Raw genomic sequence first — 20043 nt, forward strand, 5'->3', positions numbered from 1 at the left:
ACAGATTTCAATATCTGTCAGCTGTCATCCGTCGATTGTCAGTTGTCATCCGCCAGCCGTCATCCGTCGCCCGTCACCCCTTCGCCGCCGCGAAGTCCGCCGCCGTCCAGGCCATCGCGACCGCGCCGTCCAGTACGGCGCGGTCGGCCTCCGTCGAGACGGCGGCCTCGGCGAACGCGGCCTCGTGCGGGCCGCAGGCGCCGCCGGTGATGTCCAGCACCGGGTGGATGGCCGGCAGCGCGTGCGAGACGTTGCCCATGTCGGTGCAGGCGAACGGTCCGCTCTCGACCGGCTCGGGACGACCCACCGCCGCCGCGTTGGCCCGCCAGAGCGCGAGCAGTCCGGCGTCGCTGCGGAAGTCCAGGTAGTCCGGCTCGGGGCGGGTCAGCTCGACCTCGCACCCGGTGGCCAGAGCCCCGGCCCGGAAGCAGTCCTCGACCCGGGCGCGCAGCGCCGCCAGGTCCTCGGCCGCCGAGGTCCGGATCTCGTACTCGGCGGTGGCGCTGTCGGGTATCAGGTTGGGCGCCGTCCCGGCCGCCGTGGTGATGCCGTGCACCCGCCAGTGCGGCGGCAGTTGCTGGCGCAGCAGCCCGAGCGCGACCTGCGCGACGGTGAGCGCGTCGGCGGCGTTGCGCCCCTCGTGCGGGTTGAGGCTGGGGTGGGCGGCGCGGCCGGTGTAGCGGACGGAGAGGGTGCCGAGCGCGAAGGAGTGGAAGTCGGCGACCTCCACCGGGCAGGGGTGGACCATCATCGCGGCGTCGACCCCGTCGAACGCGCCCGCGTCCAGCAGCAGCGCCTTGCCCGCGCCGCGTTCCTCGGCGGGGGCGCCGATCACCCGCACGGTGAGCCCGAGCCGGTCGGCGTGCGGGGCGAGTCCGAGCGCGGCGCCGAGGCCGGCGGCGGCGATGAGATTGTGGCCGCAGGCGTGGCCGAGGCCGGGCAGCGCGTCGTACTCGCAGACCACGGCGACGGTGACCGGTCCGTGGCCGATGCTCGCGCTGAACGCGGTGGGCAGGCCGTGCGCCCCGCCGGTTACGGAGTAGCCGTGGTCGCGCAGCAGTTCGGCGCACCACTCGGCGGCCCGGTGCTCCTCGAAGGCGGTCTCGGGGTGGGCGTGGATGCGGTGGCTGAGCGCGAGCAGCTCGTCCCGGTGGGCGAGCACCCGTTCGCGGATCGCGGCCTTCAGTTCCGCCGCCGCTGCCGGCTCGGTCGCGTTCAGGGGGGACATCGGCGCCTCCGGGGGCGTCAGGGCCTGCCTCCCGGCAGGCTGTTGACCAGACGATATGCAGATAGCTTAGGCTAACCTAAGTAGACGTTCCGTTCGCCGGACCCGAGGAGCTCTCAGAACCATGCGTCGCCACCAGGCCGCGTCCGACCCCGTCGCCGTCCCCGCCGCCGCCGACGTACCACTGCTCGCCACCCAGGCGGCGATCTGGTACGCCCAGGCGCTCGACCCCGACAGCCCGGTCTACAACACCGGCGACGCCGTCGACATCACCGGCCCGCTCGACGCCGACCTCTTCGAGGGCGCCCTGCGCCAGGCCGTCGGCGAGGCCGACGCGCTGCACGCCGTCGTGGTCGCCGAAGACACCGAGAGCGTCACCGAGGCCGAGACCGCCGCCCCCCGCCAGCGCCTCACCCCCGGCCGCCCCTGGCCGCTGCACCGCCTCGACCTGCGCGCCGACGCCGACCCCGAGGCCGCCGCCGAGGCCTGGATGCGCGCCGACCTGGCCCGTCCCGTCGACCTCGCCGAGGGCCCGCTGTTCACCCAGGCCCTCATCCGCCTCGCCGACGACCGCCACCGCTGGTACCAGCGCGTCCACCACCTCGCCGTCGACGCCTACGCGCTCACCCTGCTCGCCGGCCGGGTCGCCGAGCTCTACACCGCGCACGCCACCGGCACCCGCCCCACCGAGCGCACCTTCGCCACCCCCGCCGAGGTCGCCGCCGAGGAGGCCGCCTACCGCCAGGGCGAGGACCACCGCGCCGACCGCGAGTTCTGGCGCGCCCGGCTGACCGGCGCCGACGCCCCCGCCACCCTCCCCGGCGGCACCCCGGCGGGCCCCGCCGGCCTGCCCCGGCAGACCGCCGAACTGCCCACCGGCACCCTCGCCCGCCTGGAGGGCGCCGCCCGGGCCGCCCGCGCCACCTGGGCCGAACTGGTCCTCGCCGCCACCGCCGGCTACCTGCACCGGCTGGCCGGCACCGAGGACGTCGTCCTCGGCCTGCCGCTCGCCAACCGCCGCGGCCCCGCCGCCCTGCGCACCCCGGTCGCCACCGCCAACGTCCTCCCGCTGCGCCTCGCCGTCCGCCCGCACGACACCGCCGCCGAACTGCTGCGCCGCGTCGTCCTGGAGGTCCGCGAGGTCCGCCGCCACCAGCGCTACCCGCTGGAGGAACTGCGCCGCGACCTCGCCCTCACCGGCACCCGCCGCGCCCTGTTCGGCCCGATGGTCAACATCAAGGCCTTCGAACGCGACCTCGACCTGGCCGGCCTGCCCGGCACCGTCCGCAACCTGGCCGCCGGACCCGTCGACGACCTCGCCCTCGCCGTCTCGCCCGGCCCCGACGGCGCCCTGCGGATCGGCCTCGAAGCCCACCCCGACCGCTACGGCGCCGACGCCCTCGCCGCCCACCGCGACGGACTGCTCCGCTACCTCGACGGCCTCGCCGACCTGCTCCTCAACGAGCCGCACACCCCGATCGCCCGGATCGACCTGCTCGACGAGGACGCCCTGCGCCGCGCCACCGCCGGCCGCACCGAGCCCGCCGCCACCCGCACCCTGCCCGGCCTGCTCGCCGACCAGGCCGCCCGCACCCCGGACGCGGTCGCCGTCCGCAGCGGCGCCGCCGCCCTCACCTTCGCCGAACTGGACGCCGCCGCCACCCGCCTCGCACACCGCCTCACCGCCCTCGGCGTCCGCGCCGAGACCCCGGTCGCCCTCGCCCTAACGCGCGGCACCGACACCCTGGTCGCCATGCTCGCCGTGCTCCGGGCCGGCGGCGTCTGCCTCTCCCTCGACCTCGCCCACCCCCGGCAGCGGATCGCCGACATCCTCGACGACGCCCGCCCGGTCTGCGCCGTCGGCACCGCCGCCGCCCTCGCCGCGCTCCCGGTGCTCCCCGGCACCGAGGGCCGCCCCGCCGTCGTCCTCGACGACCCCGCCGTGCGCGCCGGACTCGACGCGCTCCCGGTCACCGCGCTGCCCGAGCCCGACCCCGCGCAGACCGCCTACCTGCTGCACACCTCCGGCTCCACCGGCCGCCCCAAGGGCGTCGTCGTCACCCACGCCTCGCTCGCCAACCTGCACGCCGGCCACGGCGAGGACCACATCGCCCCCGCCGTCGCCCGCACCGGCCGCACCCGCCTGCGCGTCGCGCACAGCGCCTCCTTCGCCTTCGACGCCTCCTGGGACCCGGTCCTGTGGATGCTCCACGGCCACGAACTCCACCTGCTCGACGACGAGACCTACCGCGACCCGGCCGCGCTCACCGCGCACGTCCACCACGAGCGGATCGACTACCTCGACGTCACCCCCTCCTACCTCGAAGTCCTGCTCGCCGAAGGCCTGCTGGACGAGACGACCGCGGACGGCGCGAGCCGGCACCACCCCGCCGTCGTCGCCGTCGGCGGCGAGGCCACCCCCGACCCGCTCTGGCACCGCCTCACCACCGTCGACGGCCTCGCCCCGGTCAACCTCTACGGCCCCACCGAGACCACCGTCGACGCCTACTCCTGGACCCCCGGCCCGGACGGCACCCCCGTCGGCCGCGTCGTCCGGGGCTCGCGCGCCTACGTCCTCGACGGCTCGCTGCGCCCCGCCCCTGACGGCGCGACCGGCGAACTGTACGTCGCCGGCGCCTGCCTGGCCCGCGGCTACCTCGGCCGCCCCGACCTCACCGCCGAACGCTTCCTCGCCGACCCGTACGGCCCGCCCGGCGACCGGATGTACCGCACCGGCGACCTCGCCCGCCGCCGCCCCGACGGCACCCTGGAGTTCCTCGGCCGCGCCGACGACCAGGTGAAGATCCGCGGCTTCCGGATCGAACCCGGCGAGATCGCCACCGTCCTCGGCGGCCTGCCCGGCGTCGCGCAGGCCGTGGTCATCGCCCGCCCCGGCCCGCACGGCAAGCGCCTGCTCGGCTACGCCGTCCCCGCCCCCGGCGCCACCCCCGACCCGGCCGCCCTGCGCGCCGCGCTCGCCGAGCGGCTGCCCGAGCACATGGTGCCCGCCGCCGTCCTCGTCCTCGACGAACTTCCGCGCACCGGCAACGACAAGCTCGACCACCGCGCCCTGCCCGAACCCGAGGACACCGCCCCGGCCGGTGGCGCGGCGCCCGCCACCCCGCAGGAGGAGATCATCTGCGGGCTGTTCGCCGCCCTCCTCGACCGCGCCGAACTGCCGCCCCGCGACGCCGACTTCTTCGACCTCGGCGGCCACTCGCTGCTCGCCGGCCGACTCGCCGCCCGACTGCGCGAGACCCTCGGCACGGCCGTCGGATTCGCCGACGTCTTCCGCAACCCCACCCCGGCCGGCCTCGCCGCCCTGCTGCGCGAACGCTCCGCCCCCGAACCGCGCCCCGCCCTCGTCCCGGTCGAGCGCGCCGAACGGCTGCCGCTCTCCCCGGCCCAGCGCGGCCTCTGGTTCCACTACCGGCTCGAAGGCCCCAGCCCCACCTACAACATCCCGCTCGCCCTCACCCTCACCGGCCCGCTCGACCGCGACGCCCTCGCGCTCGCCGTCGGCGACCTCGCGGCCCGGCACGAGACCCTGCGCACCGTCTACGGCGAGTCCGCCGACGGCGAGCCCTACCAGCGGATCCTCCCGCCCGCCCCGGTCGAACTGCACACCGGCACCGGCCCGTTGGCCGACGCCGTCCGGTACGCCTTCGACCTGAGCGCCGAACCCCCGCTGCGCGCCAGCCTGTTCGCCAACCAGGACGGCACCCACACCCTCCTGCTGCTGCTCCACCACATCGCCGGCGACGGCGCCTCCACCACCCCGCTCGCCCGCGACCTGGCCGCCGCCCACGCCGCCCGCCTCGCCGGCCGGGCCCCCGAACTCGCTCCGCTCGACGTCCAGTTCGCCGACCACGTGGACTGGCAGCGCCGGCTCCTCGGCCCGGCCGACGCGCCCAGCCCGCTGGCCGTCCGCCAGCTCGACCACTGGCGCAAGACCCTGGCCGGCCTGCCCGACCAGCTGGACCTGCCCACCGACCGCCCCCGCCCGGCCGTCGCCGCCCACCACGGCGCGACCGTGCCGTTCCGCCTCGACGCCGACGCCCACGCCGCCCTGGCCGCGCTCGCCCGCGCCACCGGGACCAGCGTCTTCACCGCCGTCCAGGCCGGACTCGCCGCCCTGCTCACCCGGCACGGCTGCGGCACCGACATCCCGGTCGGCACCCCGGTGGCCGGCCGCGACTCCGACGAAACCGCCGCCCTGGTCGGCTACTTCGTCAACTCCGTGGTCCTGCGCACCGACACCTCCGGCGACCCGACCTTCCGCGAACTGCTCGGCCGGGTCCGCGGCACCGTCCTCGCCGCCCACGACCACGCCGACCTGCCGTTCGACCGCCTCGTCGAGGAACTCAACCCGCCGCGCTCGCTCGCCCGGCACCCGCTGTTCCAGGTCATGCTCGCCTGGCAGTCCGTCCCCGACCGGGAGTTCGAGCTCGGCGGCGGCCTCACCGCCACCATCGCCGCCGTCCCGTCCGGCACCGCCAAGTTCGACCTCACCCTCAACGCGGGCGAACTGCGCGAGGGCGGCATCGCCGGCTTCCTGGAGTACCGCACCGACCTCTTCGACCCGGCCACCGTCCACGCGCTCGCCGAGCGACTGGCCCGGCTGCTGACCGCCGCCGCCACCGCGCCCGACACCACCATCGGCCGCCTCCCGCTGATCAGCGCCGAGGAGCGCCACCGCGCCCTGGTCGAGTGGAACGGCACACCGGTCACCTCGACGCCCGGCGCCACCCTGCCCGAGCTCTTCGAAGCCGCCGCCCTCGCCAACCCCGGGGCCGTCGCCGCCAGTTACGGCGAGGACTCGCTCGACTACACCGAACTCGCCGCCCGCGCCGACCGCCTGGCCCGGCTGCTGGCCGACCGGGGCATCGGCCCCGGCACCATCGTCGCCCTGGCCCTGCCGCGCTCGCTCGAACTGGTCACGGCCCTGCTCGCGGTCGCCAAGTCCGGCGCCGCGTACCTGCCGCTCGACCCCGAGTACCCGGCCGACCGGCTCGCCTACATGCTCGCCGACGCCGCCCCCGCCGCACTGCTCACCGACGCCGCCACCGCGCCCCGGCTCCCCGCCCACCAGGTGCCGCAGATCCTGGTCGACGGCGGCGAGGCGGACGCCTTCCCGGCCGTCCCGCTGGCCCAGCACGAGCGCACCCGGCCGCTGCGGGCCGACGACACCGCCTACGTCATCTACACCTCCGGCTCCACCGGCCGCCCCAAGGGCGTGCCCGTCACCCACCACAACGTGGTCCGGCTGTTCTCCGCCACCGACCACTGGTTCGGCTTCGACCACCGGGACGTCTGGACGCTCTTCCACTCCTACGCCTTCGACTTCTCGGTCTGGGAGCTGTGGGGCGCGCTGCTGCACGGCGGACGGCTCGTCGTCGTCCCGCACCTGGTCAGCCGCGACCCGGCGGCCTTCCTCGACCTGCTCGCCCGCGAACGGGTCACCGTCCTCAACCAGACGCCGTCCGCCTTCTACCAGCTCAGCGCCGCCGACCGGGAACGCCCCGGCAGCGAACTCGCCCTGCGCTACGTGGTGTTCGGCGGCGAGGCGCTCGAACTCGGCCGGCTCGACGACTGGTACGAGCGGCACGCCGACGACGCGCCCACCCTGGTCAACATGTACGGCATCACCGAGACCACCGTGCACGTCTCCCACATCGCCCTGGACCGGGCGAGTGCGGCCGCCGGGAGCAGCAGCACCATCGGCGTCAACATCCCCGACCTGCGCGTCTACGTCCTGGATCAGCACCTCCAGCCCGTCCCGCCCGGCGTCACCGGCGAGATGTACGTGGCCGGTGCCGGGCTCGCCCGCGGCTACCTCGGCCGGCCCGCGCTCAGCGCCGAACGCTTCGTCGCCGACCCGTACGCCGAACTGTTCGGCGAGCGCGGCAGCCGGATGTACCGCTCGGGGGACCTCGCCCGCCGCCGCGCCGACGGTGTCCTGGAGTACTTCGGCCGGGCCGACCAGCAGGTCAAGATCCGCGGCTTCCGGATCGAACTCGGCGAGATCGAGGCCGTGCTGGCCGCCCACCCGGCGGTCGCCGACGCCGCGGTGATCGTCCGCGAGGACGTGCCCGGCGACAAGCGCCTGGTCGGCTACGCCGTCCTCGCCCCGGCGGCCCCGGACGGTCCCGCCGTCCAGCCGGTCACCGCCGACGAACTGCGCGCCCACACCGCCGCCGACCTGCCCGTGCACATGGTCCCGTCCGCCGTCGTGCTGCTGGACCGGCTGCCGCTGACCGCCAACGGCAAGCTCGACCGCCGCGTGCTGCCCGCCCCCGAGGCGCCCGCGGCCGGCGCCGGCCGGCCCCCGCGCAACCCGCGCGAACAGCAGCTCTGCGAACTCTTCGCCGAGGTGCTCGGCGTGCCGGCGGTCGGCGTCGACGACGACTTCTTCGCGCTCGGCGGGCACTCCCTGCTGGTCGTCCGGCTCGCCGGCCGGATCCGCGCCGTGCTCGGTCTGGAGGTCGGCATCGGCACGCTGTTCCAGGCGCCCACCGTCGCCGCGCTCGACACCGCGCTGTCCGCCGGGGCGAGGGACGCCGACGCCCTCGACGTCCTGCTGCCGCTGCGGCCCACCGCGCCCGGCCGGCGCAACCCGCTGTTCGCCGTCCACCCGGCCGGCGGCCTCAGCTGGTGCTACACCGGGCTGATCCGCAACCTCCCGGCCGACGTGCCCATCTACGGCCTCCAGGCGCAGGGCGTCGGCGCCGCCACCGCGGGCGAGCCGCTGCCCGCGACGCTGGAGGAACTGGCCGCGCACTACGTCGACCGGCTCCGCGAGGTCCAGCCTGAGGGCCCGTACCGGCTGCTCGGCTGGTCCACCGGCGGCATCATCGCCCACGCCATGGCCATCCGGCTGCAGGAACTCGGCTGCCCCGTCGAGCTGCTGGCCGTCCTCGACGCCTACCCGGCCGAGGGCTTCCGCGACCTGCCGGTGCCCGACCAGGCCGAGGCCCTCGAAGCGCTGCTCACCATGGGCGGCTACGGGCCGGCCGACCTCGACGGCCGGCCGCTCGAACTCGGCCACGTCACCGAGCTGCTGCGGCGCGAGGGCAGCCCGCTGGCGGGCCTGGACGGCGGGACCGTCGAGGCGCTCAACCGGATCTACCTCAACACCAACCACCTGGTGCGCGGGTACGACCACCGCCGCTTCGAGGGCGACGTCCTGTTCTTCCGCGCCGTCGTCGACACCATCGACGAGACCCTGGTGCCCGAGCTCTGGACCCCGTACGTGGCCGGGCGGATCGACAACACCGACGTCGCCTGCTCCCACAAGGACATGACCCTGCCCGAGCCGATCGCACACATCGCGGGCGTGGTCGCCGAGCACCTCGCCCGGCTCGACGCCGGTGCCGGTGGAGCCGGTGCCGGTGCCGGTGCCGACGCGTGACGACTGACAGCTGACAAATGACAGTTGACGGATGACAGATAACAGCTGACAGATATGCGATGACAGAAAACGTCATCTGTCATTTGTCAGCTGTTGTCCGTCGACTGTCATTCGTCCGCCGACCGCCCCCAGCCGACCGACCGACCAACCAGACCGTCTGGAGAACCCACCCCATGAGTGACGCCCCCGCCAACCCCTTCGACGGCGACGGCGAGTTCCTCGCGCTCGTCAACGACCAGGGCCAGCACTCGCTCTGGCCCGCCTTCGCCGCCGTCCCGGCCGGTTGGACCGTCGCCCACGGACCGTGTGAGCGCGCCGAGGCCCTCGACTGGATCACCGCGCACTGGACCGATCTGGCGGCCCCGGCCCGATGACCCAGCCAGACACCGCGGACAGCACTCCGGCCGCTGCCCCCGGGCCCGAAGCCCCGACGCGCCCCCTGTTCGCGGGGCGCGTCGCGGTGGTCCTCGTCTACACGGCCGCGATGTGCATGAACGGCCTGGACTCGACCATCGTCAACCCGGCCCTGTTCACCATCGCCGGGGACTTCGGCCGTCCGGTCTCCGCCGCCAACGCGGTGGAGACCGCCTTCCTGGTCGGCCTCGCCGTCGGCCTCCCGGTCGCCGGCTGGCTCGGCGACCGGTTCGGGGTGCGCCGGGTCTTCCTCGCCTCGCTCGCGATCTTCACCCTGGCCAGCGCCCTGTGCGCGGCCGCGCCCGACCTCGCCGCGCTCACCGCCGCCCGCGCGGTGCAGGGCGTGGCCGGCGGCCTGCTCACCCCGGTCGGCATGACCCTGCTCTTCCGCGCCTTCGAGCCGCACGAGCGCGCCGGGCTCGGCAAGGTGCTGATCGTGCCGACCGCGCTGATGCCCGCCCTCGGCCCGCCGCTCGGCGGCTTCCTCACCGAACACCTCTCCTGGCACTGGCTGTTCCTGGTCAACGTGCCGATCGGCGTGGCGGCCGTGCTCATCGGTCTGTTCGGCCTGCGCGACCGGTCGGAGCCGCCCGCCGGCCGCTTCGACACCACCGGCTTCCTGCTCGCCACCCCCGGCCTCGGCCTGCTCACCTACGCGCTGGGCTTCGGCCCCGCCCACGGCTGGACGTCCCCGGCGGTGACGGTCGGCGGGGTGCTCGGCGTGCTGCTGCTCGGCCTGGCCGTCCGGCACCAGCTGCGCACCGCCGAACCACTGGTGGACCTGCGGCTGCTCGCCGACCGGACCTTCGGGGCGGCGAGCTGGCTGGCCCTGCTGACCGCCGCCGGGCTGATGGGCGCGCTGTTCGCCTTCCCGCTGCTCTACCAGGCGGCGCTCGGCGCCTCGGCGCTGGACGCGGGCCTGAGCGTCTTCCCGGAGGCGGTCGGCCTGATGGCCGCCTCGCAGCTGGTGGACCGGCTGCTGCCCAGGCTCGGCCCGCGCCGGCTGGCGCTGCCGGCCCTGCTGCTCGCGGCCGTGGTGCTGGCCCTCCTCGCGGTGCCCGGTGTCGGTGAGAACGCCTGGGCGGTCCGGGCGCTGATGTTCGGGGTGGGCCTGATCCTCGGCACCGCCGTGCTGACCGTGCAGATCGCCGGGTTCGCGGACGTCCCGCCGCCCGCGATGGGCCGGGCGATGGGCCTGTTCACCATCGTGCGCACGCTCGGCGGCGCGCTCGGCATCGCCGGCGCCGCGGCTCTGATCGGCGCGCTCGCCGAGGACGGCACCCACGGCGCCGAGCCCGGCCCGTACCGGGTCGCCCTGTTGGCCACGGCGGGGGCGGTCGCCCTCGGCGCGCTGGTCGCGGCCCGCCTGCCGAAGGAGGCCCCGGGCCCGCCGCCGATGGACTGACGAGCCCGGACGGTTCCCGACGGTTCCGGGACGGCGAGTGGACGGCACCCCGCACAGGGTGCCGTCCACTCGCCGTTCCGGAGGCTGAGGTCTCGGAGACGGCGGTCTCGGCAGCCGAGGCCCCGCCGGCAGAGGTCCCGGGGGGCGGAGCTCAGAGCTCCTTCACCAGGCGCCGGTGGCCCGGCCCCCACCGGTACCCGAGGGCCGAATTGACCGCCACCATCGGGACGTTGCCCGCCTCGACCTCGGTGTGCGCGGTCAGCACGCCGTGGCCCGCCAGGTGGTGGGCGGCGTGCAGCTTGAGCGCCCGGGCCAGTCCGCGGCCGCGCCACGACCGCAGCACCCCGGTGTAGTCGACGTGGCAGGCGGCCGGGTCGGGGGTGGCGCGGACGGCGGTCACGCCGACGATGCGGTCCGCGCACTCGGCGGTGAACACCCAGTCGGGCCGGCCGCCCGCGCCGTCCAGCGCCTCGGCCCGCCAGCGGTCGAAGCCCGGGAGGGTGTCGGCGAAGCCGGGGTTGTCGCGGAGCGTCTCGCGGTAGAGCTGGTGGAGCTGTTGCTCCGGCCCGGGGACGAGGGTGGTCGCGAGGCTGCCGAACCGGACGCCGGGCGGCGGCTGCGGGGTCGGGAGCGGCCCGTCCAGCGCGGCCGTCGCCGTGCGGAGGTGGGCGTCCACCCGGTAGCCGCGACCGAGCAGCAGACCGGCGAGGAGCGGGTGGTTGTCGGGCTCGCCGGGTGCCTCGCCGGACCCGTCGGCGAGTTCGCCGAGCAGTCGGCTGGCCCCCGCCTCGCGCGCCCAGCGCTCCAGCCCGTCGTAGAGCGGGAGCAGCCAGGCCGGTGCCCGCCCCGGCGCGCTGACGGCGAGTGAGGCGATGTCGCCGGGCGGCGTCCAGGGCGCCCGCCAGGCGGTGGCGAAGGCGAGGAGGTCCCCGCCGCACCCCGGCTGGACCAGCCGGATCCGGCCGTGACCGGTCAGCAGGCCGCGGTGGTCGGTGGAGAGCCCGTCCTGGGGCGGCAACTCGGCGTCCCGGGCGCGGAGTTCGTCGGCCGTGACGGCCGTGGGCGCGTCGGCGGACAGCAGGTCCGCCAGTGCGGGGTAGTCGGTGGCGGGCTGGAACGGGCGGATCACCCGGGACCGCCGACCGGAGATGGATGCGTCACATGTGACACCTTACTGACTCTCCGGCCGCCCCGCCGGGCTTTCCCGCAACGGCCCGCCATCGCCGCGGCACCCACGGCCGGCGACCGGGCCGACCGGGGCCGATCAGGGTCGACCGGTTCGATCAGGTCCGATCGGACCTACGGCACGGCGATCTGCTCGGTCCGGTTCGCCCCGATCACCTCGATGCCCCTGGTCCCCAGGACGCCGTCCAGCGGGAGGGAGACGGTGTACGGGGCGGTGGCGGTGAGCCCCAGGCCGTGCAGCGAGCCGATCACCTCGATGCCCCAGTACTCCGGCCGCCGGATGTACACCAGGGGCGACAGCCGGACCGTCATGTTCAGGTACGGCAGGGTCCCGCGGACGACGAGGATGAAGGTCTCCGGAACGATCCCGGGCACGACCCGCGCCTCCTCGTAGTCGATGATGCGCACGGATTCCGATGTCGGCCGGTCCGTGTAGTTCTCGGTCATGAGTGAGTCCTTCCGTCGTCGATGACGCCACCGGTCACTTCGTCGACGCACACTAGCGGACGATCGCTCACGAACCTTTGATTCAACACGCATTCGCGCCCCGGAGGCCTGGAGTGACGCACCGTCAGACGGCGTGGGGTCGGGACCTGCGGAACACGGTTTTGCGGGGTGATCCACATCGGCCAGACTGTGCGCCGTGACATCGAACCAGACCGCCCGGCTCATCGGCGCCATATTCGGACTCGCCTTCATCATGGTGAACGCCGCCGCCCTTCCCACGGCCGTCGGAATTCCGTTGCGGGTCCTCGCGATCCTCGCGTTCCTCCGGCTGTTCACCATGCTGCGGCGCAGCCGTACGGCTCAGGCCGCCGCCACCGCGACGGCGCGGCCGAGCGTCTTCGGCCGGGGCTACCGGCTCGTGGTGGTCGCCGAGGTGGCGGCCGGCGTGGCGGGCCTGTTCGTCCTCAGTCATGTGCTGCACACGCCGCAGGCGGCGGTCGGCTGGATCGCCCTGGTGGTCGGAGTCCACTTCTTCGGTCTCGCCGCGGTCTGGCGGATGCCCTCGGTCAACCGGCTCGCGGCGGCGATGTCCGTCTGCGGGGCCGTCGGTTTGGCCCTGGCCTTCGCCGACGCGCCCCGTGCGGCGATCGCGGCGGTCGCGGGCATCGTGCCGGGCGTCCTGCTGCTCGCCTCCGTCTGGTGGGCCCTGCGCGAGGCGGCGGCGCCGGAGCGGCCCGCGCCCGCCGCGTAGTCCGCGCACCGAGCCCGCGTCACCACGCCTACCCGGCGCAGGCCCCCGCGCGCCCGCGTCCCCGTACGGCCCGCCCGACTCGGCCGGTGTCGTACGGGGACGCGCGCGTTTCAGCCGGTGGTCCCGCCCAGCAGGTGGACCAGGCCGTCGGCGAGGCCGCCCCGCCAGCAGGCGTAGTCGTGGCCGCCGTTGAACTCCCGGTATGCGAGGTCGTAGCCGCGCGCGGTGAGCACGTCCCGCAGGTGCCGGTTCTGCGGGAGCAGCATCCACTCCTGCAGTCCGACCTCGACGTAGAACCGGGCCGTCCGCCGCTCCTGGCCCGCGAACTGGCGGGTCAGCCACTCGCTGCCCGCGTCGAACTCGGTGCCGTCCGGCCACCAGAAGGAGCCGGACTGGGAGAGCGCGTTGCCGAACCGCGCGGGTCGCCGGAAGGCGGCGAAGGCGGCGGTCAGGCCGCCCGCGCTCTGGCCCGCGATCACGGTGCGGGCCGGGTCGGCGGTGGTCCGGAACCGGGCGGACGCCCACGGCAGCACCCGGTCGGCGAGCAGGTCGACGAAGTCCGGGTTGCAGCTGAGGTCGTCCGGCCGGCCGGGGCCCATGGTGTGGACGAGCAGGGCGACGGTCGGCGGGATCAGGCCTTCGGCCGTCAGGTTGTCCAGGGTGTCGCCGACCGACAGCACCTCGCCCCACATCTCGCCGTCCAGCAGGACCAGCACCGGGTACGGGCCGTCGTCGGCGCGGTGCCCGGCGGGCAGGTGCACGTCGACCCGCCGTCCGGCCACCTCGGCGGGGACGGTCCGGCCGCGCGGCACGTCCGGACGCCGCCCCGCGTGCGGCTGGGCGGGCGCGTCGGGCAGCGCGAGCACCGAGGAGGGGTGGCGGCCGTCGCGGGCGGGCAGCCGCGGGCCGGCGGCCGTGCCGTGGTCGAGCGGGTCGGGACGGGCGCCGTCCAGGACCCGCAGCCAGTCGGCCCGGGCCGTGCCGGGGACGGCGCCGCGCACCGGGTACAGCTGGTAGGAGGCCCGGTGGTCGGCGCGCAGCCGGTAGGTGCGGGACCAGCCGCCGGGGCGGCGCTCCATCAGGTGCGGGGTGAGGTCGCCGGCGTGCCGGTCCTTGTCGGTGACGGTGTGGACGAGCGCGAGCACACCGTCGTACGGCCCCGCCTCGTCCGCAACCGCGTCACCCGCCGTCGCGTCACCCGCCGTCCCGTCGCGGAGGACGAAGGTGACCAGCCGGTACGCCGGGTCGTCCGGGTCGGGGTCGACCAGCGGCGCGCCCTCGGTGGCCACCCGGGCCCAGAACTCGTCCTCGGGGGTGGTCTGTTCACTCTGCACTGCGATAACTCCTCAACGGACTAGGCCGGGTTGCCCTTGCGGCCGAGCAACACCCAGAGCAGGAAGGGGCCGCCGAGCACCGTGGTGACGATGCCGACCGGGATCTCGATGCCGTCGATCAGTACCCGCCCCAGGGTGTCGGCCAGCACGATCAGCACCGCGCCGACCAGGGCGGAGCCGAGTACTGGTACCCGCGCCGGTCCGGCCAGCCGGCCGGCGATCACCGGCGCGGCGAGCGCGACGAAGCCGACCGGTCCGCAGATCCCGACGGCGAGCCCGGCGAGCGCGACGGCCAGCAGCAGGCAGGCGAGCCGGACCCGGCCCGGGTCGACGCCGAGCGAGGACGCGACGTTGTCGTCGAAGCGCAGCACCGCGAGCCGGCGGGCCACCACCAGGGCGAGCGGCACCAGCACGGCGAGGCCGATCAGCACCGGCGTGGCGACCTCGTAGTCCCGGCCGTTGAGGCTGCCGGAGGTCCAGACGTACAGCGAGGAGGCGGAGTTGAGCGAGCGGCGGGCCAGCGCCACCTGGATCACGGCGGAGGCGAGGGCCGACATGGCGAGGCCGACGACCAGCACCCGGTAGCCGCGCGCGCCGAGCCCGCCGGAGACGAGGGTGACCACGGCGACGGCGACCAGCGCGCCGATCGGGCCGGCCCACCAGGCGCCGAACGCGCCGGAGGCGGTGACCGAGATCAGCACGGCGGCGGTGGCGCCGTCGTTGACGCCGAGCAGTTCCGGGGTGGCGAGCCGGTTGCGGGCCAGGGTCTGGGTGAGGCAGCCGGCCAGGCCGAGCGCCGCGCCGGCGGCGAGTCCGGCGACGATCCGGCCGAGCCGGAACTTCTGCACCAGCAACACGTCGAGGCGGTCGCCGTAGCCGAAGACGGCCTGGAAGGTGCGGCCGAGGTCGAGTTCGCTCTGGCCGGCGTGCGCGGAGACGGTGACCGCGGCGAGCAGCACGGCGGCCAGTCCGAGCGCGGCCAGCGCGGAGCGGCGGGGGAGCAGCACGGACAGCGCGCCGCGCCGGAACACCAGGTCGGGGCGGGGCGGCGCGTCCTGGGTGCTGCGGTCGGCGCGGCCGGAGGTCTCGGCGGGGGCGGTGTCGGTCATGCCGAGCGCGGCCATCTTCCGGGACCGGACGATGGCGATCAGGGTGGGGGCGCCGATCAGCGCGACGATCACCGAGACCGGGGCCTCGAACGGGCGGGCCACCACCCGGGCCAGCACGTCGGAGCCGGTGAGCACGGCCGCGCCGACGAGTCCGGCGAGCACGGTCAGCCGGCCGACCCGGGGGCCGGCGGCGGCGCGGGCGAGGAAACCGGCCAGCAGGCCGAGGAAGGAGACCGGGCCGGCCAGGGCGACGGCGGAGGCGGTGAGCAGGGTGACGGCGAGGGCGACGGCGGCGCGGGTGGCACCGGGGCGGTGGCCGAGGCCGCGGGCGAGGTCGTCGCCGAGCGCGAGCGCGGACAGCGGGCGGGTGGTGAGCAGGGCGACGACGAAGCCGACGCCGAGCACCGGGGCGAGCTGGCGCAGGGTGGTCCAGCCCTCCACACCGGCCAGCGAACCGAGCACCCAGACCCGGTACCGGTCGTACGCCTCGGGGGAGTTGACGATCAGCACGCCGGTGAGTCCGCCGAAGGTGGCGCCGACCGCGGAGCCGCCGAGGACCAGCCGCATGGGCGAGCCGCCGCCCCGGCTGCCGGCGATCGCCAGGACCAGTCCGCTGGCGAGGACGGCGCCGCCGAAGGCGAGGGCCAGGTAGGCGTACGAGGTCTGGACGCCGAGGACGGCGATGCCGAGGACGACGCCGAGCGAGGCGCCGGCGTTGACGCCGAGCAGGCCGGTCTCGGCGAGCGGGTTGCGGGTGACGGCCTGCAGTTGGGCGCCGGCCACGCCGAGCGCGGCGCCGACCAGCAGGGCGGTCAGGGTGCGGGGGAGTCGCAGGTCGCCGACGACCAGGGCGAGGTGACTGTCGGAGCGGGCGCCGCCGGTGTCGAGCAGGTAGTCGAGCACCCGGCCGGGGCCGACCTCGCCGGCGCCGACCGACAGCGAGAGCGCCGTGAGCGCGAGCAGGGCGGCGAGGATGCCGCCGACGGCCGGCCAGGTCCTGCGGCGGTCGCCTCCGGCCGAGGGCGGGGCGGGGACGGAGGGGTCCGCGTCGGCCGCCTCGGCGGTACCCACTTGCGACAATGTCATAAGGTAAGGCTAACCTAATGGTCATCGCGGTCCGATGGCCGCCCGGCCGCGTGCCGGATCCGTCCGGTGCTGGACCGGATCGTTCGGTTCGTCCGGATCCGGCCCCAGCGTCTGCACCACCTGTCAGCAACACCTTTGCCCGGAGGCATACATGTCGACCGCCCAGAGCCCGCTCCACCTCGCCCGCCGCCGTGCGGTCCAGGCGCTGGCCGCCACCGGGGCGGCCGCGCTCCTGCTCACCGGGTGCGGCTCGTCGGGCTCCTCCGACAAGGGCTCGGCGGACAAGGCCGGCGCCTCCTCCGCGGCCGGCAGCCCGGCGGCCGACGGCGGCGCGGCCGGCGGCAAGCGGACCGTCAAGGACGCCACCGGCAAGGCCGTCGAGATCCCCGCCGAGCCCAAGCGCGTCGTCACCCTGACCCAGGAGGACCTCGACGCGGTGCTCGCCCTCGGCGTCAAGCCGGTCGGCATCACCAACGGGCAGGGCCTCAACGAGCCGCCGGCCTACCTGAAGGACAAGGTCCAGGGCATCCCGGTGGTCGGCAACCTGCTGCAGCCCGTCATGGACAAGGTGGTCGCGGCCAAGCCCGACCTGATCCTGGCCGGCGACATGCAGGACGAGCAGGTGCTCAAGCAGCTGCGCGAGATCACCCCGGCGACCCTGGTCACCATGGCGCCCACCGACGACTGGAAGCTCTCCTTCCGCGGCATCGGCAACGCCGTCAACAAGCTGGACCAGGCCAACAAGGTCATCGCCGACTACGACGCCAAGGCCGTCAAGGCCGGCGGCGAGCTGGGCGCCAACAAGGGCGCCGCGGTCTCCATCGTCCGCTGGAACCCGACCGGGCCGAGCTGGATGGAGAAGAAGCAGTTCGCCAGCGGCGTCGCCCTCGACATGGGGCTGACCCGCCCGAAGGCGCAGGACAAGGACGGCAACGCGCACACCCCGGCGCTGAGCCTGGAGAAGATCAACGAGATCGACGGCGACTGGCTGTTCCTGTCGACCCTCACCGACGACGGCAAGGCCGCGCTGAAGGACGTCCAGTCCAAGCCCGCCTACCAGGAGCTGGGCGCCGTGAAGAACAACCACACCGTGACCGTGGACGGTTCGGTCTGGTCCACCCGCGGCGGTCCGCTCGCGGCCGACGTGGTGATCGGCGACATCGGCAAGGCGCTCGCCGCGAAGTGAGCCGGCGCCGGCGGATGACGGGCTGACGACTGACAGCTGACGGATGACAGAATCTGATATCTGATATCTGAAATCCGTCAGCTGTCATCTGTCAGTCGTCAGCTGTCATCCGTCAGCCGTCGGTCGTCACTCACCACCACCCCAACCGAAGGAACGAACCCGCCATGGAGCTGACGGTCGAGGGCCTCGCGGCCGGTTACGGCCCCGGACGCCCGGTGCTGAGCGGCGTCGACCTCACCGTGCCCGGCGGGCAGGTGGTGGCCATCGTCGGCCCGAACGGCTGCGGCAAGTCGACCCTGCTGCGCTCCGTCGCCCGACTGCACCGGCCGGACGCCGGACGGGTGTTGGTGGGCGGCGAGGACATCTGGCGGCTGCGCCCCCGGCAGGCCGCCCACCGGGTGGCACTGCTGCCGCAGAGCCCGCAGGCCCCGGAGGCGGTCACCGTCGCCGGACTGGTCCGCTACGGCCGCCACCCCCACCAGGGGCTGTTCCGGCAGTGGTCCGCCGACGACGAGCGGCTCACCGCCGAGGCGCTGCGGGCCACCGGCGTCGAGGAGTTCGCCGACCGGCGCCTCGACCGGCTCTCCGGCGGCCAGCGGCAGCGCTGCTGGCTCGCCATGGTGCTCGCCCAGGACGCCCCCGTCGTGCTGCTCGACGAACCCACCAGCGCCCTCGACCTCGGCCACGCGGTCGAGGTCCTGGAGCTGGTCCGCGAGGTCGCGGCCGGCGGCCGGACCGTCGTCATGGTGCTGCACGACCTCGCCGCGGCGGCCCGCTACGCCGACCTCGTGGTGGCGATGCGCGACGGCTCGGTGGTCGCCTGCGGCGCACCGCGCGAGGTGGTCGACGCGCCGCTGGTCCGGGCGCTGTACGACATCGACAGCGACGTGCTCGCCGCCCCCGGCGACGGCGCGCCGGTGATCGTCCCCCGCGCGGGCAGCCGCACGCCGGCGGCCGCGAAGGGCTGAGCCCCGGGACGGGCCGAGGTGCCCGGACCGCCGCGCCCGCCCGACCGGCTGGCCGCCGCGCCCGCCCGGACCACTCGACCGGCCGGGCGGGCGTGGCGGGTTGCGGTCCGCGCTGCCCGGTGGTGTGTTCTGCTGAGTGGGCGTCCGCCGGGCGCCCGCGCCGCCGCCGCACCCGCCGCCGCTCCCGCAGGGGTCACCGATGCTCCGTCGCTCCGCCGCCGCCCTGTTCCCCCTCGCCGTCGCCCTCGCCGTCGGATCGGCCACCGTCGCCGGCTGCTCGTCCGCCGCGCCCGACCGCGCCGCCGGACCGTCCGCACCCGCCGCCACGACATCCGCCTCGTCCGCGCCGCCCCGGCCCACCGCGCCGACCCCGACGGCCGCGCCCGCCTCCACCCCGGCCGCCCCGACCGCTGCCCCGACCTCCGCGCAGGCCCCCGGCCAGGCCCCCGTGCCGACGGTCCGGGCGACCGTCACCGACGGGCTGGCCTCCCCCTGGGGCCTGGCCGTGCTGCCCGACGGCGACCTCCTCGTCTCCGAGCGCGACAGCGGCCGCATCCTGCGGGTCTCCGCCAAGGACGGGGCGAAGACGGTGGCCGGCGTCGTCCCCGGCGTGGTCTCCGGCGGCGAGGGCGGGCTGCTCGGCCTCGCCCTCTCACCCGGGTTCGCCACCGACCACCTGGTCCACGCCTACCTCTCCACCGCCGCCGACAACCGCATCGTCCGCCTCTCCTATGACCCCGGCCGCCCCGCCGGCGCCCAACTCGGCGACCCCCAGGCGCTGTTGACCGGCATCCCGCACGGCGGGCGGCACAACGGCGGCCGGATCGCGTTCGGCCCCGACGGCTACCTCTACGCCGGCACCGGCGACGCGAGCGACAAGCCCCTCGCCCAGGACCGGGACTCCCTCGGCGGCAAGATCCTCCGCCTCACCCGGGACGGCGCCCCCGCCCCCGACAACCCCTTCCCCGGCTCGCCGGTCTGGTCGCTCGGCCACCGCAACGTCCAGGGCCTGGCCTGGGACGGCCAAGGGCGGCTCTGGGCCTCGGAGTTCGGCCAGGACACCTGGGACGAGCTGAACCTGATCACCCCGGGCGGCAACTACGGCTGGCCGACCGTCGAGGGCACCGCCGGCCGCCCGGAGTTCACCGACCCGGTCGCCCAGGGGCACACCGCCGACGCTTCCCCGAGCGGCATCGCGTACGCCGCCGGAGCCGTCTGGATCGCCGCCCTGCGCGGCGAACGGCTCTGGCGCGTCCAGCTCGACGGCGACCACGCCGCCGCTCCGCCGCAGGCGTTCCTCTCCGGCGAGCACGGCCGGCTGCGCGCGGTGGCCGCCGACCGGGACGGCACGCTGCTGCTCGTCACCGACAACACCGACGGCCGGGGCGATCCGCGTCCCGGTGACGACCGGATCCTCCGGCTGACCGTCAACGGCGGGTAGTACCGATGGGTAATGGATCACCCGTTCGAGCGGTTTGAACGACCAGACCGCTCAACAGCCCTCCCCGCCGATCGCGTTGTC

General features: G+C 75.5%; 12 protein-coding genes. 7 read left to right on the top strand and 5 right to left on the bottom strand.

Going from position 1 to position 20043, the window contains the following annotated elements:
* Positions 1 to 73 precede the first annotated feature (73 nt).
* A complete protein-coding gene (locus AB0N76_RS06395) occupies positions 74 to 1228 on the bottom strand; it encodes a M20 family metallopeptidase (RefSeq protein WP_363553743.1) in 1155 nt (384 codons plus the stop codon).
* A gap of 121 nt (positions 1229 to 1349) precedes the next feature.
* Between AB0N76_RS06395 and AB0N76_RS06400 the strand changes: the two genes are divergently transcribed.
* The 3 genes from AB0N76_RS06400 to AB0N76_RS06410 all read left to right on the top strand — a co-directional run bounded on the left by AB0N76_RS06400 (position 1350) and on the right by AB0N76_RS06410 (position 10455).
* A complete protein-coding gene (locus tag AB0N76_RS06400) occupies positions 1350 to 8636 on the top strand; it encodes an amino acid adenylation domain-containing protein (RefSeq protein ID WP_363553745.1) in 7287 nt (2428 codons plus the stop codon).
* 173 nt (positions 8637 to 8809) lie between these two features.
* Entirely contained in the window at positions 8810 to 9010 is a 201-nt protein-coding gene (locus AB0N76_RS06405; protein ID WP_363553747.1) for an MbtH family protein, read from the top strand.
* Positions 9007 to 10455 carry a DHA2 family efflux MFS transporter permease subunit gene (locus tag AB0N76_RS06410; RefSeq protein ID WP_363553749.1) on the top strand — a complete coding sequence of 483 codons (1449 nt, stop codon included), beginning with the start codon at positions 9007 to 9009 and terminating at the stop codon, positions 10453 to 10455. Before AB0N76_RS06405 ends, AB0N76_RS06410 begins: the two co-directional genes overlap by 4 nt.
* A gap of 151 nt (positions 10456 to 10606) precedes the next feature.
* Here the strand turns inward: AB0N76_RS06410 and AB0N76_RS06415 are convergent, their stop codons facing one another.
* Both AB0N76_RS06415 and AB0N76_RS06420 read right to left on the bottom strand, forming a co-directional pair.
* Positions 10607 to 11584, bottom strand: a complete 978-nt coding sequence (locus AB0N76_RS06415; protein ID WP_363553751.1) for a GNAT family N-acetyltransferase — start codon at positions 11582 to 11584, stop codon at positions 10607 to 10609.
* A gap of 170 nt (positions 11585 to 11754) precedes the next feature.
* The gene (locus tag AB0N76_RS06420) at positions 11755 to 12087 is read right to left on the bottom strand and encodes a hypothetical protein (RefSeq protein WP_363553753.1); all 333 of its coding nucleotides are present in this window, start codon (positions 12085 to 12087) and stop codon (positions 11755 to 11757) included.
* Between the two features lie 196 nt (positions 12088 to 12283).
* Between AB0N76_RS06420 and AB0N76_RS06425 the strand changes: the two genes are divergently transcribed.
* Complete coding sequence (locus AB0N76_RS06425) at positions 12284 to 12838, top strand: hypothetical protein (protein WP_363553755.1); 555 nt, start codon at positions 12284 to 12286, stop codon at positions 12836 to 12838.
* A 110-nt stretch (positions 12839 to 12948) separates the two neighbouring features.
* On the opposite strand, the gene fes is transcribed toward AB0N76_RS06425, so the two are convergent.
* Positions 12949 to 14172 (bottom strand): enterochelin esterase, encoded by a 1224-nt coding sequence (gene fes / locus AB0N76_RS06430; RefSeq protein WP_363553757.1) that lies wholly within the window; start codon positions 14170 to 14172, stop codon positions 12949 to 12951.
* Positions 14173 to 14192: 20 nt separating this feature from the next.
* Positions 14193 to 16367: a Fe(3+)-hydroxamate ABC transporter permease FhuB gene (fhuB, locus tag AB0N76_RS06435; RefSeq protein WP_363553759.1), complete on the bottom strand. Its 2175-nt coding sequence runs from the start codon at positions 16365 to 16367 to the stop codon at positions 14193 to 14195.
* 151 nt (positions 16368 to 16518) lie between these two features.
* Between fhuB and AB0N76_RS06440 the strand changes: the two genes are divergently transcribed.
* The 3 genes from AB0N76_RS06440 to AB0N76_RS06450 all read left to right on the top strand — a co-directional run bounded on the left by AB0N76_RS06440 (position 16519) and on the right by AB0N76_RS06450 (position 19962).
* Complete coding sequence (locus tag AB0N76_RS06440; RefSeq protein ID WP_363553761.1) at positions 16519 to 17553, top strand: ABC transporter substrate-binding protein; 1035 nt, start codon at positions 16519 to 16521, stop codon at positions 17551 to 17553.
* A 164-nt stretch (positions 17554 to 17717) separates the two neighbouring features.
* Positions 17718 to 18521 (top strand): ABC transporter ATP-binding protein, encoded by an 804-nt coding sequence (locus AB0N76_RS06445; RefSeq protein WP_363553763.1) that lies wholly within the window; start codon positions 17718 to 17720, stop codon positions 18519 to 18521.
* A gap of 199 nt (positions 18522 to 18720) precedes the next feature.
* Positions 18721 to 19962, top strand: a complete 1242-nt coding sequence (locus tag AB0N76_RS06450) for a PQQ-dependent sugar dehydrogenase (RefSeq protein WP_363553765.1) — start codon at positions 18721 to 18723, stop codon at positions 19960 to 19962.
* The last annotated feature ends 81 nt before the right edge of the window (positions 19963 to 20043 follow it).

The organism is Kitasatospora sp. NPDC093806 (assembly GCF_040683335.1).
Classification (GTDB): domain Bacteria; phylum Actinomycetota; class Actinomycetes; order Streptomycetales; family Streptomycetaceae; genus Kitasatospora.